Below are 25,329 nucleotides of genomic sequence, written 5' to 3'. Positions count from 1 at the left end.
GCAGCAGCTGACGTCGCTCATCCGGGTCACCAGCGGAGGTGTCCGTCATGAGAGACGACCGAATCGACGCCCAGCGCGTCGCCAAGCAACTGGAGGAGCCGGTCCACGAGGCCGGAAACCTCGCCCGGAAACTCGGGCTCGAACCGTACCCGGTGAACTACTGGATCGTCGACTACGACGAGATGAACCAGCTCATCGCCTACGGCGGGTTCCAGAACCGCTACCCGCACTGGCGGTGGGGGATGAGCTACGACCGCCAGCGCAAGCAGGACCAGTTCGGCATGGGCAAGGCGTTCGAGATCGTCAACAACGACAACCCGAGTCACGCCTTCCTCCAGGAGTCGAACTCGATCGCCGACCAGAAGGCGGTCATCACCCACGTCGAGGCCCACGCCGACTTCTTCGCCAACAACGAGTGGTTCGGGATGTTCTCGAAGGACGGCGACATGCTCGACGCGGCGGCGATGCTGGAAGCCCACGGTACCGCCATCGGCAACTACATGGACGACCCCGAGATCGACCGCGGCGAGGTCGAGAAGTTCATCGACGCCGTCCTCTGTCTGGAGGACAACATCGACCAACACCGGCCGTACCGCGAGGCGGGGCTCCCCCGCGAGAAGGAAGGGCCGGAGGACCTCCGAGACCGTCTCGACGACATGGAGATCTCCGACGAGGTGCGCCGACAGGTGTTCTCCGAGGAGTGGCTCGACGCGCTCGCCGAAGCCGAGGAGGCGGAGGCGAGCATCGACGAACCGCAGAAGGACATCCTCGCGTACCTCCGTCGCCACGGGATGACTTACGACGAGGAGAAGGGGAAGGCCGTCGAGATGGAGCCGTGGCAGAAGGACGTCCTCGACATGCTGCGGGAGGAAGCGTACTACTTCGCCGCCCAGAAGATGACCAAGGTGATGAACGAGGGGTGGGCGGCCTACTGGGAGTCGCTCATGATGGGCGAGGAGCAGTTCGCCGGGACGGACGAGTTCATCACCTACGCCGACCACCAGTCGCGCGTGCTCGGATCGCCCGGGCTGAACCCGTACAAACTCGGTAAGGACCTCTGGGAGTACGTCGAGAACTCGACGAACCGCCGCGAGGTCGTCGACAAGCTGCTGCGCGTGAAGGGGATCACGTGGCGGAACTTCCACGACAGCGTCGATTTCGAGGAGGTACAGGAGCTGCTCGCACCCGACCCGGCCATCGACGGCATCCGCTCGGACACCGTCGACGACCTCGTCGCACTCGGTCCCGACGACCCGCGCGTCGACCATGAGACGCTCGACCACGTCGTCTCGGCCCGCGAGGCGGGCGAGGAGAGCGACGTCGACGTCGACGCCTACCCGTGGAAGCTGCTCACCTACGAGGGGATGGCCGAGCGGCACTACTCGCTGCTCAAGCCGCAGAACCGCGGATTCGTCCGTCGCATCCGTCGGTCCGAACTGGAACAGATCGCCCGCTACATGTTCGACGACGAGCAGTACGACAGCGTCGCGGAGGCGCTGGCGGACGTCGACTACACGGCCGGCTGGGACCGGATGCGCGAGATCCGCGAGAGCCACAACGACGTGACGTTCCTCGACGCGTTCCTCTCCGACGAGTTCGTCACGGAGAGCCACTACTTCACCTACGAGTACACCCGCGCCAGCGGCGACTTCCGCGTCACCAGCACCGACTACGAGGACGTCAAAAAGAAACTGCTCCTCATGTTCACCAACTTCGGTAAGCCGACGGTCGCCGTCTACGACGGCAACTACGACAACCGCGGCGAGCTGCTCTTGGGTCACCAGTACAACGGTATCATGCTGGACCGCGAGCAGGCGAAGGGCGTGGTCGAACGACTCTACGACCTGTGGGGTCGGCCGGTCAACCTCATGACCATCATCAAGGAGTACGACGAGCACGACCTCGAGATCGCTCGACGTCGGAACCGCGAACCCGACCCCGTCGAGGTCGGCAAGCGGATCCGCTACGACGGCGAGTCGTTCGCCGTCCACGACCTCGACGACGAACTCACCGAGCGTATCACCGCCAGCGACGTCGACTACGACACGAAACCCGACGACTGGCTGGCGTAAGTTACTCACGCCGGATGTCGTGGGCTTCCGCCCCGAATCTCTGTGATCTCGTCGCTCCCGTTTGTTCAAATGTGAGAGTATTTCTCACTTGTCAATAAGTGCTAAATCATGGGTCATCTTAATATGTTAGCCGAGTGAACTATCCGTCGGGATGAGTTCAGGGGTTCAGCAGCTGGCCGAGGAGTCGTCGGAGAGTGGTCTGAAGCGGACGGAGATCCACGACGTGTTGCGGAACGACCGGCGGCGATTGGTGCTCTCGCGGCTTCGAGAGGCCGAGATGCCGGTGTCCGTTCGCGATCTGTCGGAGTACGTCGCGGGCGTCGAGGCGGGGGAGACGCCGGCGCCGCGGAACGTCCGCCAGAGCGTCTACGTCTCGCTGCACCAGACGCACATACCGAAACTCGAGGAGTTGGGGATCATCGAACAGAGCGACGACGGGATGAGACTCTCGCAGCACGCCGACGAGGTGACCGTCTATCTCGAAGTCGTCCCGAAGCACGGGCTCTCGTGGGGAGAGTACTATCTCGGAGTAGCGGTGCTCGGACTGCTCGTCCAGACCGCCGGCTTCGTCGGCGTCCCGTTCGTCCGTGGACTCGACGCGGTCGCGCTCGCGACCGCCTTCTTCGGCCTGTTCGCGCTCTCGGCGATCTACCACATCTCGACGCAACAGAGTACGCTCTTCGACCGACTCAGGTCGTAGTACGGTCTGCTTACTCCTAGTCACGCGTGCCTACCGAGCGAGACAGGCGGTCTGTACTGCGAGCAGTCGCCGTATACTCAATCGGCTCTCGTGCGTACCTCTACGGAGTGACTACCTCCAGATGAGCACCACCGTCCCTTCCCTCGCCGAGAGCGAGGTGTACGACATCCTCCGTAACGACCGACGACGGTCGGTGATCCACTGTCTTCGGGCGACCGGAGGCACCAGAACGGTCGGTGACCTCGCCGACACGATCGCCGCGAGCGAAGCGGACGAGTCGCCGCCACCCCGGAACGTCCGCCAGAGCGTCTACGTCTCGCTGCACCAGACGCATCTCCCCAAACTGGACGAGGCCGGCATCGTGGCGTTCGACCCGGCGGCGAACGAGGTGAGACTGCTCGACGGCGTCGAAGAGGTCGAAGCGTATCTGACCACCTCGACCGCCGACGCTCCGACACGACCTGCCCCGAGACTCGTGCTCGGACTCGCCGTGCTCGGCGTCTCGCTCGTCGCCGTCTCGCTGCTGGACGTTCCGCTCGTCTCGGCCGTCAGACCCGTCCACTGGGCACTCGTCGTCCTCGTCGCTATCGCCGCGCTCGCGCTCCTGGCGATAGTCCGCACGCACGGGCGATGACCGACGGTCGACGGTGACGTCGTCACCGGCCTCGCCTCGCCGTCGCCGTGTCGTCAGCGGTTCGACGTCGCCGACCACTGCCGGAGGACGAGTAACGCGGCGGTGACGAGAAGGAAGGCGACGAGCGACAGTCGGGGGATCGTCAGGAGGCCACCGGCCATCGGGTAGAGCACTGCCGCACAGCCGCCGCCGACGCCGCAGACGCCGCCGACGTCGGGGTTCACCTGCAGGTAGCTGTGGTACGCGGCGACGACCGTCCCGAACGTCGACAGGGGGAGCGCCGTCCGCCACACGCGGTCGTCGCCGTCGATCGCGGCCACGCCGAGGACGACGACGAGCGGGTACATCAGGATCCGCTGGTACCAGCAGAGTTCACACGGCGTCAGCCCGACACCGAGACTGAAAAAGAGACTCCCCGCAGTCGCGACGGCGGCGACGACGGTGGCGGCACCGAGGAGGGCGCGGGGACGGTCCATACTGTCTCGTGGCGGTTCCGGGCGGTTAATCGTTGCTCTCGTCGACTCCGGGAGTGAGTGCGACGCCGTCGCGGCTGGGTTCGGGGTCCGACAGCCCGGTCGGTCGTTCGTCGTCGTTCGCGGGCGCCGAGTCGTCGGGGGGGACGTCGAGCGTTCCGACCTTCATCTGCCGAGTGACGTAGCTGTGGACGCCCGCGGCGGCACCGAACGCGAGGGCGATGAACGCGGCGTAGCCGAGCGGCGGGACGTCGACTGGGAGGATGCCTGCCCAGCCGACGGCGACCAGTAGGAGCGCGGCCGCCGACAGTCCGAGATAGAAGTCGCTCCACGGGAGGTCGTTTCCCGAGACGACTTCGAGGTAGACCTCGAGGTCTGCCGCGCCCGGCGCGAGCGAGATCAACCCGCGGTCACGGTCGTACTCGACGATCCCACAGTCGTCCATCTTCGGCAGATGCGTCTGGTGCAACGAGGTGTACACCCGCTTTCGTTGCTTGTAGGTGAGCTCCTCGACGGTGATGTCGTTCTCCCAGGCGGCGATCTGCTCCGCGAGATCACGTATCCGCACCTGCGAGGGGTCGTGTTTCAGATAGTGGATCACGTACCGCCGCCGCTGGTTGCTTAGTGTCGAAAATATTTCATCTTTCGACAGCGCCTCTCCCGTCTCTGCCTGTAGTGTCTCTAGATTGGTTCCCATTGTGTCCCTCCGTGCCAGCCAGGCACTTTAGCAAGACGAACAGACTGTACGACGGAGAGGAATATAATACTAAGTGTCCTTTCAATCGATTGAACTTCCTGCTTGGACCATTTTTTAGAGTTCCGGACAGTTAGCCTCTCGTCGCTCGTTTCTGAACCGGTAGTCGACCGCTACTATCAGAAACTCGCCATAGTTCGGGTGCCGTGAGTGACTCTCGGTGTCGGTTCTCTCGACACCGTCGAACTGTCCGACTCGCCCGTCGACGGGCGGGGTCGCCGACTCACGTCCCGGAGACATCGCTCCCGTCGGTCCGTTCGGACAACGTCCGGTAGGGCGGTCCCACCACCGACCGTCGCCTCACAGTCGGAACGATGCGCCCGGAGCGATCGCTCCGAACGTAGCTTCGGAGAGAACTGCTCGGTAGGGGATTTGAACCCCTGTTCTCGGCTCGAAAGACCAAGATGGCTGGCCGCCCCTTCGGGGTGTTGAGCACCACCAAATGCCCGAAATGGGGGTTGTTTCAGCCGTGGATACTCCAGCGTAATGACGGAACGTGTTTCTACCCTGATCGTTGTGCTGACAGCTAGGTGAGGTCGAGCCGAATCGTCAGTCGTCAATGCTGCCGAAGGCCTGAGTCCGAGGGTGACTGAACGCGGATGTAGGGATAGTTCGAATCGAACTCGACGTATCGGGTGCTTCCGAGATACCCTGTCGGTGACTTCTCTAACACCAGATACTGAAGGCCAGACTCGTCGAGCCAGGTTTCGACGACTTGGTTCGCATCGTCGACGAAGAACTCCGCCAGTTCGTCGTCTATCATCTCTGGATAGTGCATGAAGAGAGCCGTGTCTTGCTCCGTCAGGTAGTCTGTGCGTGCCCAGTAGCGGAGATCCCGAAGCTCACTCGAACTCACTGCGCGGAGGAGTGCTTCCGTGTTAGCGATGTAGTACAGCGGCTCGTCATCACGCCGTTCTGCGATGAGTTCAGCGGCCTCTTGGACGTCTTCTGCTCCTCCCTCTACGTGGAACACGTTGCGCACTGACGCATCTCGAACACCTGCCGCGTCAAAGATGAAGAGCTTGTCCTGCTCGAGGAGTTCTGGGACGTTCGGAGCCGTATCCGAGAGGTAGTAGTCAACTTGCTCGGGGGTCATATTCACGGAGGGGATGAACGGGACGACGAACCCTTGCTCGAGAGCCGCTTCCATGACTCGAGCGACGAACTCGTTCAGATTTGCTCGTCCGTCGTGTTCGAGGAGCGCAGTTCCGCCACGAACGACACCTCCACCTAGCAACTCATCGAGTCCCTCGATACCCGTCGAAACTGCTGTTTCACTACCAACGTTCCGAATCGGCCGACGTGACAGGATGCGAAGCCCACTGGTCGTAATATCATACTCATGAGGACGTGAGTCGTGGTTCTGCCCACGGAGTTTCTCGATAACGAGACGCCGATGATTCTCTCCTCGAATGTTCTCTCGACGGAGATCGATGACGGCGTGGGTGATGTACTTCAGCGCATCAATATCCACGTTTCCGGTCGAGTCTCCTGTCGGTCGAACACCACGCTCACTGGTGAACAACGATGTTGCGTCGAACCGATTCGCAATGAAACGGCCGAGTTCGAGAACGTCTCTCCGGAATCGATGGGGGTCGGTTGCGAACGCTGCAAGAGCTGACACACTGTCTAGAACGACCCGATCTGTGGGTGCGTATGGCTTCAGTTCGTGCCGGAGATACGAGAGCGTATCTTCGCTACTGAAATCGAGCGGTCGTTCGTCAGGGTCGTCGGTATCCGAGTGGAGTACCAACATCGAGTCGTCGTGGACGACTTGTTCGCCAGGAACGGCTTGCAGGGTTAGGATGTCGAGATCGTCGTGTCGAAGGTTGAACTCGAACTCCTCGAAGGAGTCAACGAGTTCTTCTCGCGTTTGCTCCGTACTGATATAGAGACAAGACTCGTCTTTCTCGAGACCCGCTTGAAGAAACTGTAGTGCGAACGTGCTCTTTCCCGTTCCTGGACCACCCGTAACGAGGGCTGTTCTCCGATTCGGGATACCGCCACCGAGGAGTCTATCCAGTTCCGGGCATCCAGTTGAAACAGCCATACCGAACGATGTCCGGTGCGGAGTTTAGTCATTAGGATTCATTTCTGAGAGTCTCGAAAAAGGAACGCTCGGTGACCCTGGATTCTCGACCTCTGTGTGGCTGCTCAGAATCTTCGCGGACGTAACTCATGGGGAACCACCTGTCTTGAACCGAGCCTGACAGAATAGCTAATCGCTGTACGGTGTCGGGGTTCTGTTCCGTCGAATCGAATTGGCCTGTGGGGTGAACCTGGTTTTGTCACTCCACGGCTGATATCGGGTGGTAGAAGCCTTGGAAATGCTCGGTAGGGGATTTGAACCCCTGTCCTCGGCTCGAAAGGCCAAGATGATTGGCCGGACTACACCAACCGAGCTTCCACTCTCAACTGTCGGCCGTATTCGTTTAAAGATTCCGTTACGGGACGGGTTCGGTAGGGAGAGTCACCCGAGAGTCCCGTCGGCGACTGACCTACTTACCTTCGAACTCCGGGTCGCGGTCGCTAGCGAACGCCATGATACCCTCGTTGAGGTCGTCGGTGGTCATCAGGTGGCCGAACGCCTGTGCCTCGATTTCGAGTCCCGCTTCCTGGTTCTCCCAGCCCTTCCGCATGGCGCGTTTCGTGAACGCTTGGGCGATGGGCGGCCCACCGGCAAGCGACTGCGCGAGTTCCATCGACTTCTCGTGGAGTTCGTCGTTGCCGACGACTTGGTTGAGGAAGCCGTAGCGCTCCATCGTCTCGGCGTCGAACCGTTCGGCAGTAAAGATAATCTCCTTCGCACGCCCCTCGCCGACGATGCGGGCGAGTCGCTGGGTCCCACCCCACCCCGGAATCAGGCCGAGGTTGTGTTCCGGCTGGCCGAGCTTCGAGCGCTCGCTGGCGATTCGGAGATCTGCGCAGGTTGCCAACTCCATCCCACCGCCGAGACAGTAGCCGTCGATACCGGCGACCACGGGCTTGTCACAGGCGACGAGTTTCCCGAACGTCTCTTGACCTTTCTTCGAGAGTTCGACGCCCCGCAGCGGGTCCGAACCGCCGGAGGCCATTCCCATCACGTCCGCACCAGCGGAGAACGCACGGTCACCCGCGCCGGTGAGGAGAATCGCGCGAACCTCGTCGTCGTCGGCCAACAGGTCGATCGCCGTCGAGAGTTCGCCGAGGAGTTCGGGGCTGATGGAGTTCATCTGGTGCGGGCGGTTGATGACGAGATGACCTACGGACCCCTCGTGCTCGATGCGGATCGTCTCGAAGTCGTGTTCCTCGCTCTCTTGCTCGTCGCTCGCGCCGTAGAATCCCTCGCCCTCCTCGGCGAGTTCGCGGAGGTAGTCGACGACGACGTAGCGTTCTTCGCCCGTCTCCTCGTGGAGGTCGTCGAGCGTCTCGACGAGCGTGTCGAGGCCAGCCTCGTCGGCAGCCTTGGCGGAACCGTCCGGATAGCCTGCACCCAGTTTCATCGCCTTGTCGATCGATTCGGGGTCGGCGACGTCGTTGGCGACGAGTCCGGCGACCTCGTTCGCCATGAGCGCGAGCAGGCGACGCTCGACGTCCTCGCGGACCTCGTCGGTTGGAATCTGCACGCCGTCACCGTCCTCGTACTCATAGAAGCCCGTTCCCGTCTTCTTCCCGAGTTCCCCCTCTTCGACCTTCTCTTCGAGCAGCGGGCACGGCCGGTAGGCGTCGCCGAGCACCTCGTGGAGATATTCGAGGACGTGGACGCCGACGTCGATGCCGACCTGGTCTGCGAGCTCGAAGCTCCCCATCGGATGTCCGAGGCCGTACTTCGCCGTACTGTCGACTTCGGCGACGGTGGCGTAGTCGTTCTGGACCATCCACGCCGCCTCGTTCATCAGCGGGACGAGAATGCGGTTGACGATGAAGCCGGGGCTGTCCTTGCGGACGCGGACGGGCGTCTTGTCCATCTGCTCGGCGAGCGCCTCGATGGTGTCCATCGTCTCGTCGGCGGTGTGTTCACCCGAGATGACCTCGACGAGCTGCATCCGGACCGGCGGGTTGAAGAAGTGCATCCCGCAGAACTGTTTCGGGCGGTCGGTGACCTCCGACAGTTCCGTGATGGAGAGACTGGAAGTGTTCGTCGCGAAGATGGTGTGCTCCGGGGCGTGCTCGTCGATAGCCTCGTAGACCTCCTTCTTGATATCCATCTTCTCTGGGACGGCCTCGATGACCACGTCGGCGTCGGCGACGGACTCGCCAGCGTCGACGAACGTGGTCACACGGTCGAGCGCGGCTTCGGCGTCGTCGTCGCTGATGCGGTCCTTCTCGGCGAGTTTGTTCAGACTCCACTCGATCTGGTCGTATCCTTTCTGCACGAACTCCTCGTTGATGTCTCGCAGGTTCACCGTGTAGCCGGCGAGCGCCGCGACCTCTGCGATCCCGTGGCCCATGTTCCCTGCGCCAAGAACCGTGATACTGTTGATGTCATCAACGTCCATGGACGACTGGTCGTCTGCCGCCCGTTTCAACGTTTCCCCTCTCCGAATCAACAACCGACGCAGAGTTTACTCTCCGACCCGATCGACGGCGAGTCGCGGGACGTCGCCGCCGACGTTTTGGGCGTCCGTCCACACTACGACCGGCGGGGAACGTCGCCTCAGTCGTCGGACTCGTACTCCGCCCAGATGTAGCGGGTCGCCACCGACCGGTAGGGTCGCCACTGCTCTGCGATCCCTCGCATCTCTGCTCGCGTCAGCTCGCCGCCGTCGGCGTACAGCTGCTCGATCCCCTTCCGAACCGCCAGATCACCCAGTGGCAGGACGTCCTCCCGCTCCAACACGAAGAGGAGGTACATCCGGGCCGTCCAGTCGCCGATTCCCTTGATCTCGGTGAGGCGGTCGACGACCGTCTCGTCGTCGAGGTCGGTCAGCGCCTCCCGAGAGAAGTCTTCCGCCTGGAACGTACGCGCCGCGTTCCGGACGTAGTCGACTTTCATCGTCGACAGCCCCGCGTCGCGGAGCGCCGCCTCGTCGGCCGCCAACACCGTCTCCGGGGTCACCTCGCCGTCCAGTACGTCGAAGACGCGCTCTCTGACCGCCGCCGCACTCGCCGTCGAGAGCTGCTGGTTGACGATCGAGATGCAGAGTCGCTCGAACTCGGACCAGTCCGGTTCGACGTAGGGGTCGTACTCGTCGATCAGTCGCTTCATCACGGGGTCCCGACGGAGCACGGGACGGGCGTCTTCGATCATCGTGACTCTGGTACGGGACAACGGCGCTGGCGGGGAAAACCTCTCTGGCTGTCCGGCTACTCTTCGAGATACTCGTCGCTGTCGAGCGGTTTGTTGTCACCGTCGGAGCGACGACGGACGTCGACGCGGTAGTGTTCGAGGATGTCCCGGCCGAGCAGCAGCGGGTAGTCCATGTGGCTGCGGTCCTCGACGCTGGCGGTGACGGTGTGCTGCGTCCCACCGATGCCGATGACGAGGTCGACGACGGGGCGTGCCTTCCCCGATTTGAGACTGCCGGACTTGACGCGCGTCATACTCTTGATGGGGCCGGCCCCGATCTCGGCGGCGAGACTCGTGTCGATGCTCGTCCGGGTCGCACCCGTGTCCGACTTCGCCTTCGCCTGCGTCGATCCGCTCGTCCCCGAGACGACGACGTCCTCGATGTAGCCGATGATGGGGACGTCCTCCTGTTCGGGCGGTTCGATCCGCGGTTTGCAGGACGGTTCGGAGTCGTCGAGCGTCGCGGCGAGTTCGGAGACGCGCTCGTCGTCGACGGTGCCGCCGGCGCGTTCGATCGCCGCCTTGGCGATGTGTGGTGCCGGACTCTGGCCCGTCGCCTTGTAGAGCCCCTTGAACCCCGCCGTGGGGTTGACCTCGAGGACGAACCAGCCGTCGTTGCCCTCGATGAGGTCGACGCCCGCGTAGTCCAGCCCCATGACGTCGGCGGCGTAGAGCGCCGTCTCGGCGGCCTCGTCGGGCATCTCGTCGGTCGCGTTGAGCACGTCGCCGCCGAGGGCGACGTTCGTCCGCCAGTCGCCCTCGGGGGCGAAGCGGTACATCGCGCCGATGATCTCGCCGTCGACGATGTAGACGCGGAGGTCACGGTGACGCTCGCCGTCGCGGTCGATGAGTGCCTGGAGGAACGCCTGTCGGTTGCCGACCTTCGGGTTGACCGGTTCCGTGAGGTCGACCTTCCAGGTGCCGCCGCCGTGGGTACCGATGGCGGTCTTGTAGACGCCGACGTCGCCGAACCGTTCGCGATCTTGGTTGAGTCGGTCGTTCGAGAGCGCGAGCAGCGCGTCGGGCACCTTGATGTTCCAGTTCGCGAGTGTCGCCGCCGTCGCGAACTTGTGGATCGAGGCCATCACGGCGTCCGGTTCGTTCAGCATCGGGCGGACCCGGTTGAACGTCGTCGCGAGGCCGAGCAGTTCGGCTGGCTCTTCGGTGTTCGAGAGGAGGAGACGGTTGGCAACGATGTCGATGTCGGGTTCGAGGGTGAGTTCGCTGTCCTCGACGCTGATGGCCGTGTTCTCCTGGCGCAGCCAGACGGGCGTGTGTCCGAGATCTTCGACGGCGTTGAGGATGGCCTTCGTCTCCTTGCTGTTGTGGAGCGAAAGCACTCCAACTCGGACCTGGTCGGCGTCAGTTGTATCCATGTACTGTGTTGTATCTCCGTGCGGTTTCAAATGGCTGCCGGTATCTCAAAACGAAAGTTCATGGACATCACGAGCGCTCTCGGGGACGTTTTATATATCGGCCTCTCCGAGAGGTGGTATGAGCGACGACGGGGCCTTCACCTATCACGGGGGAAGAGTCGCGCCGGGCGAACGGCAGAACATTCGCTACGGTATCAGTGAGACGTATCTCGGCGATCCGATCCGGATCCCGGTCAGTATCATCAACGGCGAGAAGCCGGGACCGACGGTGTTCCTCTCGGCGGCCGCCCACGGCGACGAACTCAACGGTATCGAGGTCGTCCGCGAGGTCGCCTACGAGTGGGACCTCTCGGATCTCGCGGGGACGCTCGTCTGCATGCCCGTGCTGAACGTCCCGGGCTTTCTCTTCCAGCAACGCTACCTCCCCATCTACGACCGCGACCTGAACCGGTCGTTCCCCGGACGGGCAGACTCGACGAGCGCGAAGCGGATGGCTCATCGCATCTTCGAGAACTTCATCGCACCCTGCGACTTCGGCCTCGACTTCCACACCTCGACGCGGGGACGGACGAACATGCTCCACGTGCGGGCGGACATGTCCGACGACCGCTCGTCCCGACTGGCGAAGGCGTTCGGGACACACGTCATCATCGACAGCGAGGGACCGAGCGGCAGCCTCCGCGGCGAGGCCACCCGCGCGGGCGTCCCGACCATCACTATCGAGATGGGCGAGGCCCACCGGTTCCAGCGCGTCCTCATCGACGAGGCGCTCGCGGGAACCGAGAGCGTCTTCGCGGAGTACGGACTCCGCGAGACGAGCGCCGTCCGCTGGCCCGGCTGGCGAACGATCATCACCGGCGACCAGGAGAAGACGTGGATCCGCGCGGACGCCGGCGGTATCGTCGACATGCACTTCGAACGTGGCTCGCTCGTCCACGAGGGCGACCGCATCTGCACCATCACCAACCCGTTCAAAGACGACAACACGTTCATCGAAGCGCCGTTCACAGGGCTGCTCGTCGGCCTGCTGGAGAACCCGGTCGTCTACCCCGGCAACCCGCTGTGTCATCTAGTCGAACTCGACGACGTCACGCGGCGCGTCGTCGAACAGGAACAGTCGCCGGAACACGAACACGATACCTAGTGACTTCTCCCACGACTACAGTCGTGGGCTTTTTTTTTTTGACTTTCTGTAAACGCTCGCCGCAGCCGGCATCCGTTGCCGGGTTTCTACGCGCGCACACGTAACTTCTATGACCCCCCGCTCCTGAGCCTTACAGGAGTATGAGTCAGTCTTACAATCGAGGCCTCATCGAGGACTTCGGCCGCTGGCGGGAGTTCACGGCTGGTATGTGGGCCTGGATATTCCACAAGTTCACCGGGTGGGTGCTGGTGGGCTACCTGTTTACCCACATCGCCGTCCTCTCGACGGCACTCACCGGTGAGACGGCCTACACGACCACGATTCAGGCGCTCGAGAGCCTGCTGGTCGTCCGTATCCTCGAAGTCGGCCTGCTCGCGGTCGCAGTCTTCCACATTCTGAACGGACTGCGGCTGCTCCTGGTCGACTTGGGTGTCGGGTTGGAGGCACAGGACAAGAGCTTCTACGCGTCGCTCATCTTGACCGGTGCGATCGTGGTCGCGAGCGTTCCGACGTTCGTCGCGGAGGTGCTCTGAGATGGCAGAGCGATACAGTTCGTTCCAGGACGGCACCCAGCGGTGGCTCTGGCAGCGTATCACGGCGGCGTTCCTCGTCGTCGTGCTCGCGTTCCACTTCTTCCTGCTTCACTTCGTCAACCACGCGAGCGAGGTGACGTTCGGGATGAGTCAGGCACGGATGAGCGAGTGGACCTACCTCTCGCTGATGGTGTTGTTCCTCGTCACGGCGACGTTCCACGGCGTCAACGGCGTCTACAACGCGCTCGTCAACCAGGGACTCACCGGCCAGAAACTGGCGGCCGTGAAGTGGACGCTCGTCGTCGCGAGCGTCCTCCTCATCGTCCAAGGACTGCGAACCGCGGCAGCATGGAGTACCCTCGTCTAACATGAGCACACAAGTACCCGACTCTCAGGAGACGGACGAACAGCCGGCTGACGAGGTCGCGACTGTTCAGGAGAAGCGCAAGCAGAAGAAACAGGACCGTCGCGAGAAGATCGAGCGGGCGAAACAGACCCTCGAGAAGGAGCGCGACCTCTCCGACGAGAACACGGCCACGCTGAAGGTGTTCCGCTACGATCCCGAGGTCGCTGCCAAACAGGAACCGCGGTTCGACGAGTTCCACGTCCCGTTCCACAAGGGGATGACCGTCCTCGACGCGCTGATGTACGCTCGGGACCACTACGACTCCAGTCTGACGTTCCGACACTCCTGTCGGCAGGCGGTCTGTGGCTCCGACGCACTGTTCATCAACGGTCGACAGCGACTCGGCTGTCAGACCCAGGTGGCGGACCTCGACGAACCGGTCCGGATCGAACCGCTCCCCCACCAGGAGGTCGTCAAGGACCTCGTCGTCGACATGGAGCACTTCTACGACCAGATGCACGCGGTCGAACCGTACTTCGACGCCGAGGAGACGCCCGACGGCGAGGAGCAGCGACAGAGCCGCGCGAACCACGAGAAGGTCAAGATGTCGACGCGCTGTATCTGGTGTGGGGCGTGTGCGTCCTCGTGTAACATCGCCGCAGGGGACAACAAGTATCTCGGCCCCGCCGCCATCAACAAGGCCTACCGCTTCGCGATGGACGAACGCGAGGGCGAAAACCGGAAGGAACACCGGATGGAGATCTTAGAGCAGGAACACGGCGTCTGGCGCTGTCAGACGCAGTTCTCCTGCACCGAGGTGTGTCCGAAGGACATCCCCCTGACGGAGCACATCCAGGAGTTGAAGCGAGAGGCGGTCAAGAGCAACCTGAAGTTCTGGTAACAACGGAGAAAGACAAACATGTACGAACACGACGTTCTCGTCGTCGGTGCGGGTGGTGCGGGCCTCCGTGCGGCCGTCGCGGCCCACGAAGAGGGTGCAGACGTCGCGATGGTGACGAAACTGCATCCGGTGCGCAGCCACACCGGCGCGGCCGAAGGCGGAATCAACGCGGCGCTCCGGGAGGGCGACTCCTGGGACCTGCACGCGTACGACACGATGAAGGGGTCGGACTATCTCGGCGACGCCCCCTCGATCGAAAAGCTCGCGAAGGACGCCCCCGACGAGGTCATCCAGACCGAACACTGGGGGATGCCGTTCTCCCGCGAGGACGACGGCCGCGTCTCCCAGCGACCGTTCGGCGGCCTCTCGTTCCCGCGGACGACCTACGCGGGTGCGGAGACGGGTCACCACCTGCTGCACACCCTGTACGAACAGGTCGTCAAGCGGGGCATCACCGTCTACGACGAGTGGTACGTGATGAACCTCGCCGTCACCGACGAGGAGGACCCTCGCGACCGGTCCTGTCACGGCGTCGTCGCCTACGACGTCCAGACGGGTGCGATTGAAGGGTTCAAAGCGCACAACGGCGTCATCCTGGCGACCGGTGGGCTCGGACAGGCGTTCGACCACACGACGAACGCCGTCTCCTGTACCGGCGACGGGCAGGCGATGGCCTACCGTGCCGGTGTGCCGCTGGAGGACATGGAGTTCGTCCAGTTCCACCCGACGACGCTGCCCTCGACGGGCGTCCTCATCTCCGAGGGCGTCCGCGGGGAGGGTGGTATCCTCTACAACTCCGAGGGCGAGCGGTTCATGTTCGAACACGGCTACGCGAACAACGCCGGCGAACTCGCCTCACGCGACGTGGTGTCGCGTGCCGAGCTGACCGAGGTCAACGAGGGTCGCGGTATCGAGGACGAGTACGTCCACCTCGACATGCGTCACCTCGGCGAGGAACGCATCATCGACCGCCTGGAGAACATCCTCCATCTCGCCCGCGACTTCGAGGGCGTCAACGGCCTCGAGGAGCCGATGCCGGTCAAGCCCGGCCAGCACTACGAGATGGGCGGCATCGAGACCAACGAGCACGGCCAGACCTGTATCGAGGGGCTCTACGCCGCCGGGGAGTGCGCCTGTGCGAGCGTCCACGGCGCGAACCGTCTCGGCGGGAACGCGCTGCCCGAACTGATGGTGTTTGGCGCCCGCGCCGGTCACCACGCCGCCGGCGTCGACCTCGGCGAACCTGAGGTCAAGACGGGTCGCAACGGAGACGAAGAACGCGACGAGGTCGACTCGCCCGTCACGCTGGGTGAGGAAGGGCTCCTCGGTGAGGCCGTCGCCGACGGCGGACGCGCGACGCTGTCGACCCCCGACGAACTCATCCAAGCGGCAGTCGACCGCGAGAAGCAGCGCGTCGAACGGCTGATGGAGAAAGACGAGGGGCTCCAGCACGCCGAGATCCGCGCGAAGCTCCAGAAAGCGATGACCCGGTGGGTCAACGTGTTCCGCGAGAAGGAGGGGCTGAAGAAGGCGCTCGAAGTCATCCGCGAGACGCGCGAACTGTACGAGGAGGTCTACGTCGCGGACCCCTCGAAGACCTTCAACACCGACCTCCAGATGACCTACGAGACCCGAAACGTCATCGACGTCGCCGAGGCGATCACCGTCGGCGCGCTCGTCCGCGAGGAGTTCCGCGGTGCCCACTGGCGGAAGGAGCACCAAGAGCGGAAGGACGACGAGTGGTTGAAACACACGATGCTCGACTGGAACAGCGGCAGCCCCGAGGTCTACTACAAGCCGGTCGTCCTCGAAGGCGAGGACAAGACGTACGAACCGAAAGAACGCAGCTACTGACGCTCGCGGCCACTTCGGTTCGCGACGACGCCCCCCGGGCGCTCCCTCTCCCGTCCGGCGGTCGGTGACGAAGCTATTTGTTCCCCCGACGCTTAGCCTGCGACGGAAGGGTGGCTCAGTGGTAGAGCATCACCGTTGAGGGCTTTGCCCGTCGCGGTGGATCTTGGCTTCGCGTGGTTCGACTCCCGCCCCTTCCACTTGTCGACGACAGTCGAAACCGAGCGCCAGCACCGGGGGTTCATCGCCTGTCGGACCGTTCACCTCTCACGACAGTTTCCCGCGAGACTCCGCTGAGACGCCGAACTCTCCGTGTTCGTGAGTTCGACGATCGTTGAATAGGGGTTTTATCATCGTCGAAACCGCAGTAGGGAGTACGATGATGCACCAGCAGACGACGACACCGACGACGCTACCCCGAGAGCTCGAGTCGCCTCGGGCGAAACTCGTCTATCTATATCTCTCGACGCACGGGACGGCGACGCTCGCGGAACTGCAGGAGGCACTCGACATGAAGAAACTCTCGCTCTACAGCATCCTCCGGACGCTCTCGGACCGCGAGTACGTCTCGCGAGACGCGGACCGTTACACGGTCGCCTGAGGCGACTCCTCGTCGTCCCGACTCGTCACAGAAAACTCAGCACGATCCCGAGCACGATGAGCGCGAAGATGAGGAGCGTGATGACGAGAAAGAACGTGTCGGACCCTGTCATGGTTCTGTCTTCGTGTTGCTCGGATAAACAGTCTCCGGCGAAGACAGACTATTCGCGCTCCTGTTCGTCCTGTTCCTCGGACGGGAGCAACATGTCGGGGTGGCGTCGCGACGGTGGCATCGACAGGAACTGACGGATCCGTTCTCGCTCGTCGGCGGTGTCGTCGGACCGAACCATGTCTCTCGTGTTCGTGTGGTCACACATCAACCCCAACCCTGGGTTATCAAGGGTGTCTCTTCGACACGGCGTACTCACTCCGTTTGCGGTGCACTCGAGTTCGCATCCCACAGCGGAGTTTCCCCGCTGTCGCTCGGATCCGATAAACCAGGAGTGGGCTTTGAACCACGGTCGTTTCACTCCCTGCTTCGAATCCCCTAGAAGTTGACCGCCCTCACTGTCGTTCGGGCGTCAAGCCAGGAGTGGGATTCGAACCCACGAAGTCTCGATTACAAGTCGAGTGCATGAACCACCCATGCTCTCCTGGCACCGCGAACCGACAGCACGTCGTCGCCGACACACCGTCTCCGAGTCAATCGTCTTGCCTCGTCTTATTATCGTTTTCGACACGCTTCTCCAACTCGACGCGGTGGACGCGATAGCCCTGTCGACGGTAGAAGCGTCGTGCAGCCTCGTTTGCGGCCATCGCGTCCAGCGTGACGACGTCGATACCGGCCGTCGCGAACCGTGACTCGGCCGCCGCGAGCAACTTCTCACCGACACCCTCGTCTCGACGCTCGGGGACGACGTAGAGGTTCTGTATTACGCCGCGAGTGACGTCCTGGTCGTACTGGCCGCTCTCGGGCGAAAACGTGACGAACCCGACGATCTCGGACAGCTCGTTCGCCGTCGCTCGCGCGACGAGGATACCGCCCGACGCGATCTGGTGTGCGATCGTGTCGCGGACGAACTCACGGTTCGACGCCGTCCGGAGATGCGACCCGTACTCGCGCTGTCCGCGTGCCAAGTCGACCCAGAGGTCGGCGAGCGTCTCGACTTCGCTCACGGTCGGCGACTCGATCGCTATCGGTGGCTCTTCGGTGGTGATGTCGGACACTCCGCACGCCACGGAGTAATCTGTTTCCCGTCGTCCGCACAGCCATCGTCGACCACCGTCGTACACGTCTATGCAGCACTGTACAGCTTCTGGACATCTCGAGACTGCCCGACAGCATCCGAATTCGACCGAGACAGTAGGAAGTCTTTTATGTGACTGACTGTCCCACACTAACGTGTGGTTGATTAACAATGGGGATAGCAGATAATACCTCACGTGGTCGGCGGCTCGTAACCGAGCGGCCGATGATGCTTCTGGGGCTCGTCGTCGGTCTGGTCGTTCTGTTCGATCTCGGAACTAAGTTGATGGCTGGGGAGGTCACGGCGTCGACGCTCGTCGTTCTCGTCTGGCGCGGCGTCGTGAACGGACTGGTCATCGGCCTCGCCGGCGTCGGCCTGTCGATGACGTACAGCATTCTGAACTTCGCGAACTTCGCACACGGCGACTACATCACGAGCGGTGCGTTCGCCGGGTGGGCGGCGACGTGGGTCGTCGCCGGCCTCGGCGTCGCCGACATCGGCAGCCTCCTCGTGCTCGGGGCCGCCGGCGACGTCTTCTCCTCGGAGCTTCAGACGAGCGTCGTCGGCGCGCCGCTGGCGATCGTCGTCGGCATCGTCGTCGCGGGCGTGGCGGCGGTGCTCCTGTCGCTGCTCGTCGACCGGCTCGTTTACCGACCGATGCGGAGCCAAGACGGGATCGCGCTGCTCATCGCGAGCATCGGGGTCGCGTTCATCCTCCGCTACATGCTGGTGTTCGTCTTCGGGACGGCACCGCGCTCCGTCGCCGTGACGCCGCCGGGTGTCAAAGGGACGCTCGCGGGCGTCGAGTACAGTTTCGGCTACCACGAACTGACGCTCGCGTTCTGCGCGCTCGCGCTGATGGTGGGCGTCCACCTCTTGCTCCAGCGGACGAAACTCGGGAAGGCGATGCGAGCGATGTCGGACAACAAGGACCTGGCGCGGGTGACGGGGATCCCGACCGAGAAGGTGATCCGGTGGACGTGGGTCATCGGTGCCGGTCTCGCCGGCGTCGCGGGCTACCTGCTCATCCTCGAGTCGGGCACCATCGCCTACAACCGCGGGTGGATCCTCCTGCTTCTCATCTTCGCCGCCGTCATCCTCGGCGGTATCGGCTCGATCTACGGGGCGATTCTGGGTGGACTCGTCATCGGGCTGACCGACACGGTGTCGCTCGTCTGGTTGCCCAGCGAGTTCACGCAGGCGGCGGCGTTCGCGCTGATGATCCTCATCCTCCTGTTCAAACCGAGCGGGCTCTTCGCTGGGAGGACGACCGCATGAGCGTCCGCGACTACCTCGGTCGGTTCCTCGGCGACGAGCCGAGTTCGCGGAGTCCGCTCCAGCGGCTCGTCACCGGCGACGCGGCGCTCGTCGTCGGGCTCCTGCTCGCGGTGTACGTCGTGTTCGTCGTCATCGGGACGGTGCTCGGCTACGGCATCAACGGGCAGGTCAACGCGCTCGCCCGCCTCACGTTCCTCACGGCCGTCTACGCGCTGGCGGTGTTGGCGCTCAACCTCCACTGGGGGTACACGGGGCTGTTCAACATCGGCGTGGCCGGCTTCATGGCCGTCGGGACGTACACCATGATGATGGTCTCGGCCGCGCCCGACGCGCGCGTGCCGGGACTCGGCCTCCCGCTGTGGGTCGGTATCCTCGCGGGGATGGCCGCCGCGGCGTTCATCGGACTCGTCGCGGCACTGCCCGCGCTCAGACTCCGCGCCGACTACCTCGCCATCGTCACCATCGCGTTCTCGGAGATCATCCGTATCTCGTATCTCTCCTCGACGCTCCAGTCGTTCACCATCGCAGGGACGGAACTCGGTACCGGCGGCGGCGGCGGTATCGGCATCCAGAACGACCCGGACACGGTCTTTCTGGAGACGCTCAACGGACTCCCCGGCGTCGGGTCGCTGATCGGCGGCATCACGACCGCCGCCCAGAACGCCGGCATCCAACCGAGCGTCGTCAACAACTGGCTGTACGCCGTCGTCCTGCTCGTCTTCGTCGTCGCGTTCTACTGGCTGCTCTCCCGAATCGGCAACTCGCCGTTCGGGCGCGTGCTGAAGGCGATCCGCGAGGACGAGGACGTCGCCCGCGCGCTGGGGAAGAACACGAACCTGTTCAAGATCAAGTCGTTCATGGTCGGCTGTGCGCTGATGGGGCTGGCGGGCATCCTCTGGCAGGGGAGTCTCGGCTTCGTCAACCCCAACACGTTCCTGCCGCAGGTGACGTTCTTCATCTGGATCGCGCTCATCATCGGCGGTGCCGGATCGAACACCGGCAGCGTCGTCGGTGCGGCGCTGTTCGCCGCGGTGCTGTTCGAGGGACCGCGCTACCTCGCCAACGTCGCGAGCCAGACGATGGATCTCGGCAGTTCGCCGTCGACGTTCGCGGGTGCCGTCGGCGCGCTGTTCGACTTCGAGATCGCGACGTTCTTCGCGTACGCGCTGGACAACATCGCACCGCTCCGACTCGTTCTCGTCGGTATCGTCCTCATCTGGCTGATGCAGAACCGTCCGGAGGGGCTGCTCGGTCATCGCAAGGAGACGGCGTCGAGCATCTCGCTGCGCCGACCCTCTCGCGAGTCGACCGCCGCCGCCGACGGAGGTGAAGAGCGGTGAGCGACGCCGCCCCTCCTACCGACACCGAGGAGCGGGTCGAGTCGACCGACTCCACAGAGACGGCCCCGAGTGGAACGGTGACGGACGCCGGCGAGACGCCGCCGCTTCGCGTCCGGAACCTCCGGAAGACGTTCTCGGGGATCACCGCCGTCGACGACACCTCCTTCGAGATCGAGGAGGGGAAGATAACCGGTCTCATCGGGCCGAACGGGGCGGGGAAGTCGACGACGTTCAACCTCATCACGGGGTTCCTGACGCCCGACAGCGGCACGGTCGAACTCTACGGCGAGGACGTCACGGGGATGCGTCCGTACAAGATCGCCGACCGGGGGATGGTCCGGACGTTCCAGATCGCGCGCGAACTCTCGGAGATGACCGTCTTGGAGAATATGATGCTCGCGCCGAAACACCAGCGCGGCGAGGCGCTGTGGCGTTCGGTCCTCCCCGGCGCGCGCAGTCAGGTCGAGCGAGACGAGGCCGAGGTGCTCGAACGTGCCTGGGAGATGCTCGAGTTCTTCGACATCGACCACCTCGCCGAGGAGTATGCGGGCAACCTCTCGGGCGGGCAGCGCAAACTGCTGGAGATGGCCCGCGCGCTGATGACCGACCCCGACATCCTGCTCTTGGACGAACCGTTCGCCGGGGTAAACCCGTCGCTGGAGGAGAAACTGATCGAACACATCCACGAACTCCGCGAACAGGGGTACACCTTCTTGCTCGTCGAACACGACATCGACCTCATCATGAACAACTGCTCGCGCGTGCTCGTCCTCCATCAGGGTCGACTGCTCGCCGACGGACCGCCGGCGGCGATCAAGTCCGACGAGCGCGTCATCGAGGCGTACCTCGGAGGTGAGGTCGAGTGAGTCTCCTCCGCGTGGATTCGCTGGATGCGGGCTACGGCGACCTCCAGATCCTGACCGATCTCGATCTCGAAGTCGACGACGGCGAGTACGTCACCATCGTCGGCCCGAACGGTGCGGGGAAGTCAACGGCGATGAAGTCGGTCTTCGGCCTGACGACCCACATGGGCGGGACGGTCACTTTCGACGACGACGACATCACGGGGTTGGCCCCCGAGGAGATCATTCACTACGGCGTCGGCTACGTCCCGCAGAACGACAACATCTTCGACTCGCTGACGGTTCGCGAGAATCTGGAGATGGGTGCGTACATCCTCGACGAGGTGCCGGAACCGGCGCTCAGGGCGGTGTTCGAGCGGTTCCCCATCCTCGAGGACCGCCAGGAACAGAAGGCCGGGACGATGAGCGGCGGGCAGCGACAGATGCTCGCGATGGGTCGCGCGCTGATGCTCGAACCGGAGCTTCTCCTGCTCGACGAACCCTCTGCGGGACTCGCACCCGACCTCGTCGACGACATGTTCGACCGTATCGACGAGATCAACGACGGCGGCACGGCTATCCTGATGGTCGAACAGAACGCCAAGGAGGCGCTCCGTCGCTGTGACCGCGGCTACGTGCTCGTCAACGGGAAAAACGGTTACGTCGGGAGCGGCGACGAACTGCTCGGCGACGACGAGGTCAGACAGCGGTTCCTCGGTGGCTGAGCCGGTCGGGAGCACGGCTCCGCTCGTCGTCTCCGCTCTCCTCGATCACTCACGGAGCGTCGCCGCCGCCTTCCTGATGTGATATCGGACCTCGTCGCGCTCGGCGAGATGGTATGCTTGCCGGAGGTGATACTCGAACTCTCCGTCCGTATCTCGACTGTGGTCGGTCATCGTCGTCTTTGTCGATCGTCCGGTGTAGTTCCGCGGATCGAGCGTTCGGCCGCCGGCGTCGTCGGCTGTCTTCACCGTCTCTTTCTCCACTTCTCCCGACGCGGGTACGCACAAAAGTCGTGGTGGCCACTCGCGGCGGACTCGGACGCCGGTCGCAAAAGAGATGTACCGGGGTTTACGCCTCGAACTGGATGGTGTCGACGACTTCGATGCCCGACTCGCTGTCGGGGGCGAACTGCCAGACGGAGTAGGAGACCGCCTTCATGTCGCCGTTGTCGTCGAAGTCGACCGCGCTGGACGCGCCGGCGTAGTTGATCGCCTCGCCGTTGGCCGCCATCTTGACGCCCTCCGCGAGGTTCTCGATGGTGACCTCCGTCCCCTCGGGGTTCGCGATCTCTCGCATCGCGTCGCGGACGGCCGTCCCGCTGTTCTCACCCGCCCACGCGTTGGCGAGGATGAGCGTCGCCGCCGCGTCGTAGGAGTGGGCGTTGAACACGGAGGGGTCGCGGCCGTACTCGTCGTTGTACGCCGAGGCGAACGCGTCGGCGGCCGGACCGGACGGCTGCGGAGCCGTTCCCGTCACGTTCTCCATCGGGTTACCGACCTGTTTCTGCATCTGGGCGTCCTGCATCCCGTCGGTGACGAGGATGTCGGTGCCGTCGTCGAAGTCGGCGTAGTAGTCGGTGAACAGCTGGACGCCCGACGCCGGATAGCCGATGACGACGAGCGCGTCCGGACCGCCGCCCAGGGCCGACTGGAGCTTCGAGGTGTACGACGACTGCTGTTTCTCGAAGGAGACCTCCTTTTGAACCGTCCCGCCGTTCTCCTCGAACGCGCTGACGAACGCCTGCGAGAGGAGTTGGCCGTAGTCGTTGTTGACGTACATCGTCGCCGCCGTGCTGGCCCCGACGCTGTCGTTCGCCACCCGAGAGACGACCTGTCCCTGGAGGGCGTCCGACGGTGCCGTCCGGTAGACGAAGTCGTCGTCCTCGAGGTCGGTGACGCTCGGTGCCGTGCTGGACGGTGAGACGCCGACCACCTGGTTCGGGATGAACACCTGCCTCGACACCTGGATGTTTACACCCGAGGAGGCCGGGCCGCAGATGCCCGGAATGCCGGAGTTGATGAGGCTGTTCGCCGCACTGATGCCGGACGAGGGGTTGGTCTGCGTGTCCTCGACGGTCTCTTTGACGCTCAACCCGCCGAGGTCGGCGTCGGACAGCTGCTTCGACGGGAGGATCGCGGCGTCGCGCATCGGCTGCCCGACGGAGCCGAGGTCGCCCGTCAACGGGAGGAGGACGCCGTACTGAATTGTTCGGTCCCCACCGCCACCACCACCGCCGCCGGTACCGTTGCCGTCGCTACCGCCGTCGCCGCCGTCGCCGCCGCTGGTACAGCCAGCCAGACCGACGACACCTGCAGTTCCGACGCCTTTCAGGAAGTCACGCCGTTCGATATCACGTAACATACCCGCATGGTGGGATGTACAGTTTATAAACCTATCTCTCGTGAACCCTGGTCAGGTGGTCGATTCAGGCCCTGATAGCCGAAAATTAACATCACTGTGCAGAGATGTCTACCGAAAGCGATCAGACTTCGCGACAGTCCGCACAGATGAGCTGTCCGTTCATGTTCGAGAGGTCGCGAACGAGTGAGCCACAGACCTCACAGATGCTCTGCGTGGAGAACTCGCTGACCTCGGCTTCGACCTCCGACCCGTCGGCGCGGAGTTCCGGTTCGTTCGCCTCCGCGTCGAACCCCCGGTCGACCGCCCGCGACGACGTCGCCGCCATCACCTCGCGCTCGGTGAGCAGGCCGACGAACTCGCCGTCGTCGAAGACGAACAGGCGACTCGTCGGCTCGGAGAACATGACGTCGGCGGCCTCGTCGACGTCCGCGAGCGTCGTGATCCGTGGAGCGGTCTCGGACATCACCTCCGACACCGGCCGGTCGGCAGCGCCGTCGTCGGTCAGTAACGTCGACAGCGCGTCCCGACACGTTAGCATCCCCACCGGCTCCCGTCCACGGAGGACGACCACCGTGTCGGCGTCCTCTTCGAGCATCAGTTCGGCCGCGGCCTCCACCGTATCCGACTCGCTCACCCCGACGTACTCCATCCCGATGATATCGCGAACAGTGATATTCTCACGCATGCTCGAAAGTTGGCGCGAGCGGAGCTAAAAGCTACCTCCAGCAGGCTTATGGGTCGAGAGACGCTATCTGTAGCTTCGGACGCTCGCCGCCCTCGTCGCGGACGACCGGGACTTGTTCCTCTCGACAGTGTTCGAGGGCGTGTTTGGCCTTCATTCCCGCCTCCTGTGCGGTGTATCCCGCCCCGACGCCGACTTTGAGGTCGACGCTCGCCGTCTCGCGGACGTGGTCGATGGCGTCGTGGTAGTCACGGTCCGACAGCGCCGGGCAGACGGCGACGACGTTGTCGCCGCCGGCGAAGAAGGCGAGCGCACCGTGTTCCTCGCGGAGATACCGTGCGAGCGCCGAGTAGCCGCGCTCGATGGCGAGGTAGGCGTCGTACTCGTTCAGCCGGTCGGTGTAGACGTCGGTCGCGTCGTCGACGTCGAAGTGGGCTACTTCGAGGTCCTCGTCGCTCCGAACGGACTCGGCGAGCGGGTCGCCGCCGAACACTTGGGTCCGGTCGCCGTCCTGTGCACTCCCCGCCTCGTGGAGATGAGTACTGGCTGCGTCGAGGGCGTCGGCCGGTCGACGACCGGTCCCGATACCGAGGCTCACGGTGATCGGGTAGCGGTTGTCGAGCGACTCCTGGAGCGACTCGTGTGCGCGACGGTCGAGACCGTTCGTGACGGCCACGAGGTTGTCGTACCGTGTCGGGAAGACGTAGCCGCCGTAGCCGCCGACGAACTGCGCGACGTCCGCGAACAGTCGCGACTGGAGCGTCTGGAGGTCCATCTCTCTCCGCGGTTCCGGCGTCACGGTCCACGGGCCGTAGTTGTCGAGCTGGAGGTGCGTCAGCTGCGTGTTCGTCACGTTTGTGGAGTGCGTCCAGTATGTGATAAGAGCTACTGAATCACTCGGCGAGTGGTCTGTGGTCTCGTGTGCCATGGAAGCGGCGGCCGGAGACGGCCGCTCGTCCGGCGGTCTGCGACGCCGACCCACG

At 63.8% G+C, this 25,329-nt stretch carries 25 protein-coding genes, 3 tRNA genes and 1 pseudogene; 14 read left to right on the top strand and 15 right to left on the bottom strand.

All coding sequences use genetic code 11. The features are described from left to right. Positions 1–47 precede the first annotated feature (47 nt). From BSG17_RS10475 to BSG17_RS10465, 3 genes are all read left to right on the top strand, one after another. Positions 48–2,072, top strand: a complete 2,025-nt coding sequence (locus tag BSG17_RS10475) for a SpoVR family protein (protein WP_089823721.1) — start codon at positions 48–50, stop codon at positions 2,070–2,072. Positions 2,073–2,223: 151 nt separating this feature from the next. Continuing rightward, a complete protein-coding gene (locus tag BSG17_RS10470; protein ID WP_089823719.1) occupies positions 2,224–2,772 on the top strand; it encodes a DUF7344 domain-containing protein in 549 nt (182 codons plus the stop codon). A gap of 121 nt (positions 2,773–2,893) precedes the next feature. Then, positions 2,894–3,406 carry a DUF7344 domain-containing protein gene (locus BSG17_RS10465; RefSeq protein WP_089823717.1) on the top strand — a complete coding sequence of 171 codons (513 nt, stop codon included), beginning with the start codon at positions 2,894–2,896 and terminating at the stop codon, positions 3,404–3,406. A gap of 53 nt (positions 3,407–3,459) precedes the next feature. Here the strand turns inward: BSG17_RS10465 and BSG17_RS10460 are convergent, their stop codons facing one another. The 8 genes and pseudogenes from BSG17_RS10460 to BSG17_RS10425 all read right to left on the bottom strand — a co-directional run bounded on the left by BSG17_RS10460 (position 3,460) and on the right by BSG17_RS10425 (position 11,278). Continuing rightward, positions 3,460–3,882 carry a disulfide bond formation protein B gene (locus BSG17_RS10460; protein WP_089823715.1) on the bottom strand — a complete coding sequence of 141 codons (423 nt, stop codon included), beginning with the start codon at positions 3,880–3,882 and terminating at the stop codon, positions 3,460–3,462. A 25-nt stretch (positions 3,883–3,907) separates the two neighbouring features. Continuing rightward, on the bottom strand, positions 3,908–4,576 hold the full coding sequence (locus BSG17_RS10455; protein ID WP_089823713.1) for a DUF7344 domain-containing protein: 669 nt from the start codon (positions 4,574–4,576) through the stop codon (positions 3,908–3,910). Positions 4,577–5,189: 613 nt separating this feature from the next. Further along, positions 5,190–5,729, bottom strand: a complete 540-nt coding sequence (locus BSG17_RS27775) for a hypothetical protein (protein WP_244531514.1) — start codon at positions 5,727–5,729, stop codon at positions 5,190–5,192. A gap of 219 nt (positions 5,730–5,948) precedes the next feature. Then, positions 5,949–6,683, bottom strand: a pseudogene (locus tag BSG17_RS28590) (RAD55 family ATPase); the annotation flags it as partial. Positions 6,684–6,961: 278 nt separating this feature from the next. Beyond that, positions 6,962–7,036 (bottom strand) — tRNA-Glu (locus tag BSG17_RS10440). 95 nt (positions 7,037–7,131) lie between these two features. Continuing rightward, entirely contained in the window at positions 7,132–9,111 is a 1,980-nt protein-coding gene (locus BSG17_RS10435; protein WP_089823707.1) for a 3-hydroxyacyl-CoA dehydrogenase NAD-binding domain-containing protein, read from the bottom strand. 158 nt (positions 9,112–9,269) lie between these two features. Further along, complete coding sequence (locus BSG17_RS10430) at positions 9,270–9,863, bottom strand: DNA-3-methyladenine glycosylase family protein (protein WP_089823705.1); 594 nt, start codon at positions 9,861–9,863, stop codon at positions 9,270–9,272. A gap of 56 nt (positions 9,864–9,919) precedes the next feature. Then, positions 9,920–11,278, bottom strand: coding sequence for a putative ATP-dependent zinc protease (locus BSG17_RS10425; protein WP_089823703.1), 1,359 nt, complete (start codon positions 11,276–11,278; stop codon positions 9,920–9,922). A 118-nt stretch (positions 11,279–11,396) separates the two neighbouring features. Between BSG17_RS10425 and BSG17_RS10420 the strand changes: the two genes are divergently transcribed. The 7 genes from BSG17_RS10420 to BSG17_RS10390 all read left to right on the top strand — a co-directional run bounded on the left by BSG17_RS10420 (position 11,397) and on the right by BSG17_RS10390 (position 16,654). Then, positions 11,397–12,422: a succinylglutamate desuccinylase/aspartoacylase family protein gene (locus BSG17_RS10420; RefSeq protein WP_089823701.1), complete on the top strand. Its 1,026-nt coding sequence runs from the start codon at positions 11,397–11,399 to the stop codon at positions 12,420–12,422. 140 nt (positions 12,423–12,562) lie between these two features. Further along, positions 12,563–12,955, top strand: a complete 393-nt coding sequence (sdhC, locus tag BSG17_RS10415) for a succinate dehydrogenase, cytochrome b556 subunit (RefSeq protein WP_089823699.1) — start codon at positions 12,563–12,565, stop codon at positions 12,953–12,955. Between the two features lies 1 nt (position 12,956). Continuing rightward, entirely contained in the window at positions 12,957–13,322 is a 366-nt protein-coding gene (locus BSG17_RS10410; RefSeq protein WP_089823697.1) for a succinate dehydrogenase/fumarate reductase transmembrane subunit, read from the top strand. Position 13,323: 1 nt separating this feature from the next. Beyond that, positions 13,324–14,202 (top strand): succinate dehydrogenase/fumarate reductase iron-sulfur subunit, encoded by an 879-nt coding sequence (locus tag BSG17_RS10405; RefSeq protein ID WP_089823695.1) that lies wholly within the window; start codon positions 13,324–13,326, stop codon positions 14,200–14,202. A gap of 18 nt (positions 14,203–14,220) precedes the next feature. Continuing rightward, positions 14,221–16,056 (top strand): FAD-binding protein, encoded by a 1,836-nt coding sequence (locus tag BSG17_RS10400; protein WP_089823692.1) that lies wholly within the window; start codon positions 14,221–14,223, stop codon positions 16,054–16,056. Between the two features lie 104 nt (positions 16,057–16,160). Further along, positions 16,161–16,253, top strand: a tRNA-Ser gene (locus tag BSG17_RS10395). Positions 16,254–16,432: 179 nt separating this feature from the next. Further along, positions 16,433–16,654, top strand: a complete 222-nt coding sequence (locus tag BSG17_RS10390) for a helix-turn-helix domain-containing protein (protein ID WP_170864774.1) — start codon at positions 16,433–16,435, stop codon at positions 16,652–16,654. 160 nt (positions 16,655–16,814) lie between these two features. Here BSG17_RS10390 and BSG17_RS28230 read toward each other — a convergent pair whose 3' ends face one another. The 3 genes from BSG17_RS28230 to BSG17_RS10380 all read right to left on the bottom strand — a co-directional run bounded on the left by BSG17_RS28230 (position 16,815) and on the right by BSG17_RS10380 (position 17,820). Next, entirely contained in the window at positions 16,815–16,943 is a 129-nt protein-coding gene (locus BSG17_RS28230) for a hypothetical protein (protein WP_280141165.1), read from the bottom strand. A gap of 234 nt (positions 16,944–17,177) precedes the next feature. Further along, positions 17,178–17,251, bottom strand: a tRNA-Thr gene (locus BSG17_RS10385). Between the two features lie 44 nt (positions 17,252–17,295). After that, positions 17,296–17,820, bottom strand: coding sequence for a GNAT family N-acetyltransferase (locus BSG17_RS10380; protein ID WP_244531513.1), 525 nt, complete (start codon positions 17,818–17,820; stop codon positions 17,296–17,298). A 191-nt stretch (positions 17,821–18,011) separates the two neighbouring features. Here BSG17_RS10380 and BSG17_RS10375 point away from each other — a divergent pair, with 191 nt between their 5' ends. The 4 genes from BSG17_RS10375 to BSG17_RS10360 are packed head-to-tail and all read left to right on the top strand — an operon-like array spanning position 18,012 to position 22,025. After that, the gene (locus BSG17_RS10375) at positions 18,012–19,118 is read left to right on the top strand and encodes a branched-chain amino acid ABC transporter permease (protein WP_089823690.1); all 1,107 of its coding nucleotides are present in this window, start codon (positions 18,012–18,014) and stop codon (positions 19,116–19,118) included. After that, on the top strand, positions 19,115–20,458 hold the full coding sequence (locus tag BSG17_RS10370) for a branched-chain amino acid ABC transporter permease (RefSeq protein WP_089823688.1): 1,344 nt from the start codon (positions 19,115–19,117) through the stop codon (positions 20,456–20,458). Before BSG17_RS10375 ends, BSG17_RS10370 begins: the two co-directional genes overlap by 4 nt. Continuing rightward, on the top strand, positions 20,455–21,324 hold the full coding sequence (locus BSG17_RS10365) for an ABC transporter ATP-binding protein (RefSeq protein WP_244531512.1): 870 nt from the start codon (positions 20,455–20,457) through the stop codon (positions 21,322–21,324). Before BSG17_RS10370 ends, BSG17_RS10365 begins: the two co-directional genes overlap by 4 nt. After that, on the top strand, positions 21,321–22,025 hold the full coding sequence (locus BSG17_RS10360; protein ID WP_089823686.1) for an ABC transporter ATP-binding protein: 705 nt from the start codon (positions 21,321–21,323) through the stop codon (positions 22,023–22,025). The genes BSG17_RS10365 and BSG17_RS10360 overlap by 4 nt, the downstream gene beginning before the upstream one ends. Before the next feature lie 45 nt (positions 22,026–22,070). Here BSG17_RS10360 and BSG17_RS10355 read toward each other — a convergent pair whose 3' ends face one another. From BSG17_RS10355 to BSG17_RS10340, 4 genes are all read right to left on the bottom strand, one after another. After that, the gene (locus tag BSG17_RS10355) at positions 22,071–22,271 is read right to left on the bottom strand and encodes a hypothetical protein (protein WP_139246587.1); all 201 of its coding nucleotides are present in this window, start codon (positions 22,269–22,271) and stop codon (positions 22,071–22,073) included. A gap of 100 nt (positions 22,272–22,371) precedes the next feature. Beyond that, positions 22,372–23,664 carry an ABC transporter substrate-binding protein gene (locus BSG17_RS10350; RefSeq protein ID WP_089823682.1) on the bottom strand — a complete coding sequence of 431 codons (1,293 nt, stop codon included), beginning with the start codon at positions 23,662–23,664 and terminating at the stop codon, positions 22,372–22,374. A gap of 121 nt (positions 23,665–23,785) precedes the next feature. After that, positions 23,786–24,349, bottom strand: coding sequence for a CBS domain-containing protein (locus BSG17_RS10345; protein ID WP_089823680.1), 564 nt, complete (start codon positions 24,347–24,349; stop codon positions 23,786–23,788). A 46-nt stretch (positions 24,350–24,395) separates the two neighbouring features. Further along, positions 24,396–25,199 (bottom strand): GTP cyclohydrolase III, encoded by an 804-nt coding sequence (locus BSG17_RS10340; RefSeq protein WP_089823678.1) that lies wholly within the window; start codon positions 25,197–25,199, stop codon positions 24,396–24,398. Positions 25,200–25,329: the final 130 nt, after the last annotated feature.

This window comes from Halogranum amylolyticum (assembly GCF_900110465.1).
GTDB lineage: Archaea > Halobacteriota > Halobacteria > Halobacteriales > Haloferacaceae > Halogranum > Halogranum amylolyticum.
This window is presented reverse-complemented; position numbering and strand designations above follow the sequence as displayed.

Coding starts and splice junctions, on each gene's coding strand:
- BSG17_RS10460 (WP_089823715.1), bottom strand. CDS start 3,882: ATGGACCGTCCCCGCGCCCTCCTCGGTGCCGCCACCGTCGTCGCCGCC.
- BSG17_RS10420 (WP_089823701.1), top strand. CDS start 11,397: ATGAGCGACGACGGGGCCTTCACCTATCACGGGGGAAGAGTCGCGCCG.
- BSG17_RS10400 (WP_089823692.1), top strand. CDS start 14,221: ATGTACGAACACGACGTTCTCGTCGTCGGTGCGGGTGGTGCGGGCCTC.
- BSG17_RS10405 (WP_089823695.1), top strand. CDS start 13,324: ATGAGCACACAAGTACCCGACTCTCAGGAGACGGACGAACAGCCGGCT.
- BSG17_RS10375 (WP_089823690.1), top strand. CDS start 18,012: ATGGGGATAGCAGATAATACCTCACGTGGTCGGCGGCTCGTAACCGAG.
- BSG17_RS10410 (WP_089823697.1), top strand. CDS start 12,957: ATGGCAGAGCGATACAGTTCGTTCCAGGACGGCACCCAGCGGTGGCTC.
- BSG17_RS10345 (WP_089823680.1), bottom strand. CDS start 24,349: ATGCGTGAGAATATCACTGTTCGCGATATCATCGGGATGGAGTACGTC.
- BSG17_RS10430 (WP_089823705.1), bottom strand. CDS start 9,863: ATGATCGAAGACGCCCGTCCCGTGCTCCGTCGGGACCCCGTGATGAAG.
- BSG17_RS10350 (WP_089823682.1), bottom strand. CDS start 23,664: ATGTTACGTGATATCGAACGGCGTGACTTCCTGAAAGGCGTCGGAACT.
- BSG17_RS28230 (WP_280141165.1), bottom strand. CDS start 16,943: ATGGTTCGGTCCGACGACACCGCCGACGAGCGAGAACGGATCCGTCAG.
- BSG17_RS10425 (WP_089823703.1), bottom strand. CDS start 11,278: ATGGATACAACTGACGCCGACCAGGTCCGAGTTGGAGTGCTTTCGCTC.
- sdhC (WP_089823699.1), top strand. CDS start 12,563: ATGAGTCAGTCTTACAATCGAGGCCTCATCGAGGACTTCGGCCGCTGG.
- BSG17_RS10435 (WP_089823707.1), bottom strand. CDS start 9,111: ATGGACGTTGATGACATCAACAGTATCACGGTTCTTGGCGCAGGGAAC.
- BSG17_RS10390 (WP_170864774.1), top strand. CDS start 16,433: ATGATGCACCAGCAGACGACGACACCGACGACGCTACCCCGAGAGCTC.
- BSG17_RS27775 (WP_244531514.1), bottom strand. CDS start 5,729: ATGACCCCCGAGCAAGTTGACTACTACCTCTCGGATACGGCTCCGAAC.
- BSG17_RS10475 (WP_089823721.1), top strand. CDS start 48: ATGAGAGACGACCGAATCGACGCCCAGCGCGTCGCCAAGCAACTGGAG.
- BSG17_RS10455 (WP_089823713.1), bottom strand. CDS start 4,576: ATGGGAACCAATCTAGAGACACTACAGGCAGAGACGGGAGAGGCGCTG.
- BSG17_RS10465 (WP_089823717.1), top strand. CDS start 2,894: ATGAGCACCACCGTCCCTTCCCTCGCCGAGAGCGAGGTGTACGACATC.
- BSG17_RS10370 (WP_089823688.1), top strand. CDS start 19,115: ATGAGCGTCCGCGACTACCTCGGTCGGTTCCTCGGCGACGAGCCGAGT.
- BSG17_RS10470 (WP_089823719.1), top strand. CDS start 2,224: ATGAGTTCAGGGGTTCAGCAGCTGGCCGAGGAGTCGTCGGAGAGTGGT.